This window comes from Mesorhizobium metallidurans STM 2683, assembly GCF_000350085.1.
Classification (GTDB): domain Bacteria; phylum Pseudomonadota; class Alphaproteobacteria; order Rhizobiales; family Rhizobiaceae; genus Mesorhizobium; species Mesorhizobium metallidurans.
In genome coordinates, this window is sequence record NZ_CAUM01000109.1 from 1 (window position 1) to 5214 (window position 5214).

At 63.3% G+C, this 5214-nt stretch carries 4 protein-coding genes and 1 tRNA gene; 1 reads left to right on the forward strand and 4 read right to left on the reverse strand.

The annotated features are described in order from the left end of the window. Window positions 1–61 precede the first annotated feature (61 nt). From MESS2_RS17795 to MESS2_RS17810, 4 genes are all read right to left on the reverse strand, one after another. Window positions 62–1117, reverse strand: a complete 1056-nt coding sequence (locus MESS2_RS17795; protein WP_008875774.1) for a DNA polymerase III subunit delta' — start codon at window positions 1115–1117, stop codon at window positions 62–64. Then, window positions 1114–1788 carry a dTMP kinase gene (gene tmk, locus MESS2_RS17800; protein WP_008875775.1) on the reverse strand — a complete coding sequence of 225 codons (675 nt, stop codon included), beginning with the start codon at window positions 1786–1788 and terminating at the stop codon, window positions 1114–1116. Before tmk ends, MESS2_RS17795 begins: the two co-directional genes overlap by 4 nt. 69 nt (window positions 1789–1857) lie before the next feature. Beyond that, window positions 1858–2988, reverse strand: a complete 1131-nt coding sequence (locus MESS2_RS17805; RefSeq protein WP_008875776.1) for a D-alanyl-D-alanine carboxypeptidase family protein — start codon at window positions 2986–2988, stop codon at window positions 1858–1860. Window positions 2989–3167: 179 nt separating this feature from the next. Beyond that, a complete protein-coding gene (locus tag MESS2_RS17810; protein ID WP_008875777.1) occupies window positions 3168–4406 on the reverse strand; it encodes a septal ring lytic transglycosylase RlpA family protein in 1239 nt (412 codons plus the stop codon). A gap of 625 nt (window positions 4407–5031) precedes the next feature. On the opposite strand from MESS2_RS17810, the gene MESS2_RS17815 reads away from it, so the two are divergent. Continuing rightward, window positions 5032–5121 (forward strand) — tRNA-Ser (locus MESS2_RS17815). The last annotated feature ends 93 nt before the right edge of the window (window positions 5122–5214 follow it).

Consider the following 5214-nt stretch of genomic DNA (forward strand, 5'->3'; position numbering starts at 1 on the left):
GATGCCTGCCGTCCAAAAGTGGCCCCCGGGTTTGGGGCGCCGGCATGCATCGAAAAAATCGTCACATTCGCATTACAGAATTCACGCGGTCTATCATTGTCAAGGCGTGCTGCTTCTTGTCGAGATTGTAAGTATCGGTCTCAGATATAGCGTTCAGAGCCTCGTGCCAAGTATCCGACAGTGTTTTGGCCCGCGCCAGATCGCCGGCAAGGGCTGCTTCGCTGGCGCCTGTTGCGAGCAGGTCGAGCGCACGGCGGTTGAAGATGTCGAACTGGATCGCCTGATCGCGACCGGCAACCGCCTCCGCCAGGCGGTAGGCGCCGGCGACGTCGCCTTTTCTCGCTGTCACCAGGGCATCGAGCGCTTCGGCAATCTCCAGCCCGCCATATTGCGTCAAGAGGATCGCGGCGCGCGCGCTGCCTCCTGCCCGAACGGCCAGTGCCGCGCGCGCCGCGGGATTGTCGGGTGGCGGCGGCTCGACCCCATCCAGAACCGTCATCAGGCTTTCGGCATCGAGCGGCGTCAGCCGCACCATCTGGCAGCGCGACCGGATCGTCGGCAGCAAGCTGCCCGGCGCATGCACGATGAGAATGAACAACGTTCGCGCCGGCGGCTCTTCAAGGTTTTTCAATAAGGCATTGGCGGCATTGATATTCATGTCGTCGGCCGGATCGACGATCACCACACGGTAGCTGCCGTCATGCGAAGTCAGCGACAGGAAGCGGCTGACCTTGCGGATCTCGTCGACGGTGACGACCGTCTTGAAGCTCTTGGTCTTGTCGTTCGCCGGGCGCGTCAGATGCAGCACCGAAGGATGCGCGCCGGTGGCGATCTGGCGAAACAGCGATGACGCCGGATCGGGAACGGCAAGAGCCTCCGGCGCCTGCTCGGAGGCTGGGTGCTTCAGAAGATGGTGAGCCAGATGGAAGGCAAGCGTCGCCTTGCCGATGCCGACCGGGCCGGCAAAGATCAGCGCATGGGGCAGCTTGCCCGAGCGATAGGCCGACACGAGCATGTTCGCCGCCTGGCCATGTCCGACCAGGCGCGGGGTCTCGGACGGCTCCGGTACGCCGTCCAGCGTGTCATGCTGCTCAGGGGCGATGCGTTCGAAGATCATGCCGGCGACACCTGCTTGCGGTGTGTCGGCGTCAATGCCTCCAGAGCTGCGAACACTGTGGCGGTGACGACATTCTCCACCGCGTCGGGATCGGCGGAAGCGTCGATGACGATGCAGCGCTCCGGCTCGGCAGCCGCGATCGCCAGAAAGGCTTCGCGCCGACGCTGGTGGATAGCAAGCGTCTCCTTTTCGAAACGGTCGGCATCGGCATCGCTGCCCCGCCGTGCCGTGGCGCGACGCAGGCCCTCGCTCGGGTCGATATCGAAGATCAGCGTCATGTCGGGCACCATGCCGTTGATGGCAACCTGTTCCAGCGCGTCCATGAACGCCGGATCAAGGCCGCCGGTGACGCCTTGGTAGACGCGCGAGGAATCCATGAAGCGGTCGCAGAGCACGATCGAACCACGCTCCACTGCCGGGCGGATGACCTGCTCGACATGGTCGGAACGCGCGGCTGCGAAAAGCAGCGCCTCCATCTTGGGGCCGAACGGTTCGGCGGCGCCCGAAAGCAGGACATGCCTGACCGCTTCCGCGCCCGGCGAGCCGCCCGGCTCACGCGTGACGAGGACATTGTATTTCTTGGCGCGCATCTTCCCGGCCAGCCGCTCGATCTGCGTCGACTTGCCTGCTCCTTCGCCGCCTTCGAAGGTGATGAAAAATCCGCGCGCCAATCGTAACGCCTCTGTCCGTGCCTGGGACGGTAATAGTCCCGGCCGGGAAAAAGGTCCACCGTAACGCTGCTAACGCAACCAGCCGACGGCCAGTTCCCTGGCGGCATCGAACGCGCGCTGCGGCAACGAGCCCACACCGACCGACTCGCCCGCGAAAAGCGGCGTCTCCTGGCTCAGCGTGTCGCCGATCCAGACGCGCAGCACACCCACCTTCTGCCCCTCCTCCACGGGTGCCGCAACCGGTCCGTCATAGACGATGCTGGCGGTAACCTTGTCGCGGTTGGCGGTGGGCAGGAAGATCGTCACCGGGCCCTTTGCCTTCAGCGCCACGCCGGATTTCGCGCCGCCGAATACCTGGGCCTCGCCGACCGCCTCATCGCCAGCGAAAATCTCGGTCTTCTGGAAGGAGCGGATGCCCCAGTCGAGCAGCTTTCGCGCCTCCTCGGCGCGCTCGCGGTCGCTGGCCAGGCCGCTCATCGCCGCGATCAACCGCCTGCCGTTCTGGTTGATCGAGCCGACGATGCCGAAACCGCCGGCCTCGCTGGCGCCGACCGCCAGGCCGTCGGCGCCGATATCCATCGCCAGCAGCGGGTTGCGGTTCCTCTGGAGGATCTTGTTCCAGGTGAAGTCCTTCTGGCCATAGTAGCGATAGAGATCCGGGTAATTGCGCCAGATATGCAGCGCCAGCAGCGCAAGCTCGCGAACCGTCGTTTGCTGACCGTCGGCCGGCAGGCCGGTCGAATTGACGAATGTCGATTTGGTGAGGCCGATCTGCCTGGCGCGTTCAGTCATCTGCGCCGCGAAATTCGCCTCCGATCCGGCGACGCCTTCGGCGATGACGATGCAGCCGTCATTGGCTGCCTGTACCGTCACACCCTGGATGAGATCCTCCAGTCGGATGGCCGATTTGAGCTTGGCGAACATGGTCGAGGTTCCGGACGGGGCGCCGCCCGTGCGCCAGGCGTGTTCGCTGACCACGAATGAATCGTCGAGCGTCATGCGTCCCGACTTGATGGCGTTGAACACCACTTCCATCGTCATCAGCTTGGCCAGCGAAGCTGGTGGCATCGGCCTGTCGGCATCCTTGGCAAACAGCACCGTGCCGGTTTCTGCATCGATCATGAACGCCTGCGCGGCCTTGGTCTCGAAAAGCTGCGCCGCCGCCGGCGTCAGCGAAACCAGCAGCAGGCCAAGACCCAAAAGCACGGCAAATGGGAGACCGGCAAAAGGGAGCCGAGCAAAAGGCCAAGCGCAGCGAAATTTCATAAGAGGTTCGACCCGTGAGCCGGCATTTCTGGGCAGGCTCTACAAGCTATCAGGCTTTTTCCGCGCGGAACAACCGCACCACGGAAAACCGTCAAAACTTCCGGCCTTGCCGGTCAGTTCCGCACGGCGAGCGCGTCAGGCGCACCATGCGACCACGCCGCTTGCAGCATCTCGTCCAGGCTGCCATGGCCGTCGGGGTAGAGATTGACCGAATACCAGTCCTCGCCGTCGAGTTCGGAGCGCTGGATTTCGGTCTTGCCGAAGCCGGAAAGCTCTGCCGCCACGCGCTTCGCCTCGGCGGCATCCTCGAACGAACCCGCCGCGACATACTCCGTCGGCGAACTGGCGGACGGCGCTTCCTGGTTGGCCCGCTGCCACGACCGGAGAATTTCTGCGGGCGACATGCCGTTGCCATCCAGCGCGGCAAAGGCGTTGGAGGCGCGCTCCACGCGCTCATCCGCATAAGACAGCGACGCCACGGTGAATGGCGATTGCGGCGGCGGATTGATGTCCGGGCGCTCCGGCACGATCGGCCCGAAGTCGGGCAGCGTCACATCGACGAGGGCCGGCGCCTGCGCCGACACGACAGGCTGTGGCCCCGAATTGGTCAACTGACCAGGAAACGGCGTGGCCGCGGCGCCTGCCGGCAGGCTCGGCGACGGTCCATTCATGGCGATCATGACGCCGGAAGGCAGGCCGTCGGACGGATCCGGCGCCTTGTTGCCAGGATGGTAGGAGGCCATCAGATACCGGTCGTCATTACCGTCGAGCGGCGCCCGTCCGACATACTCCACCTTCACCTTGGCTGTGCCGATATTGGCATAGTCGAGCATTTCGGCGGCACGCTTCGACACATCGATGATGCGTCCGTCATGATAGGGGCCGCGATCGTTGACCCGCACGATGACCGAGCTGCCGGTCTTCATGTTGGTGACGCGCGCGTAGCTCGGCAGCGGCATGGTCGGATGCGCCCCAGTCAGACGCGTCATGTCGTAGACTTCGCCATTGGCGGTCAGCCGGCCGTGGAAGGCTTCGCCATACCAGGAGGCGAGACCCGCCTTGGCATAGCCCCTGTCCTCCTTCGGATAGTACCACTTGCCGCGCACCTGGTAGGGCTTGCCGAGCTGGTCGCGTCCGCCGCCACGCTGCAGGCCCGACATCTTGAAGGTGACGCGCGGGCTGGCCTTCACGCCATATTCGGCTTCGGAAAAATATTCCTTTGAGCGGGGCTTCTTGTTGACCATCGCCTGCGGCTGCGGCTGCGTAGCACACGCCGCCAGCAAGGCGGCCGACAAAGCCAACAACACGAAAGCGGAAGCGCGACGGAAATGTGGGCGCGCCACAGGCTGCATTTTTCTGATGTCCCCTACAGTCTCGACAGGCGCACTACGACCTGAACCCCAGGAGCCAAAGCACCCGCTCGACAAATGCCAGCGACGCCCTGATTCCAATCCCCTTGTGCGCAGGAATTCTTTATCAGCGTATTAACCGATTGTGGTCGGAACCGGGCAAGATTGTGGCGCGGGCCGGCCAGTGACCGGTATGAAAAATCACGGCTTTTCGAGCACCCGCGCCACGCTGGTCAAGTCACAGCGCGCTGTCCGTTGTCGGTGCGAAAAAAGTTGAAAACCGATCTCGGATGCCAGGCGTCGGTCACTCCGCCTTCGACTCCTGCGACGGAACCACCTGCGCCGTTACATGTGACAGCTTCTCGCGCTTTGTCAGAACCGGCTTCTCGTAGGCCTTCTTCATGGATTCCCCCGAAAGTTGAAAACGCGCCGCAAGTTGGCCAGTCTTGCGCCATATTGTCAATTCGCTGGCCATGCTTTGCCGTTGGCGGAAAGGCCACAGCCGGTTGACAGGGCTTTGCTGGGCGCACTAGAGCAATGACGCGCGAAATTGTCTCTGGGTGCGGCAGCGCCAAGCAAACACCGGAACAGATCAGCACGCGCATTCAAGTGATTGAAAAATCACGATGGAGGGATGGCCGAGCGGTTTAAGGCACCGGTCTTGAAAACCGGCGTGGGTGCAAGCCCACCGTGGGTTCGAATCCCACTCCCTCCGCCAAACGCTCACCTGTCCGACCCGGAGACATAGTGAAGTGCACCCCTCGGGTGAGACAGAGATCAGTAACAGTTCTCCGTTTCTGAGATTGCCGCA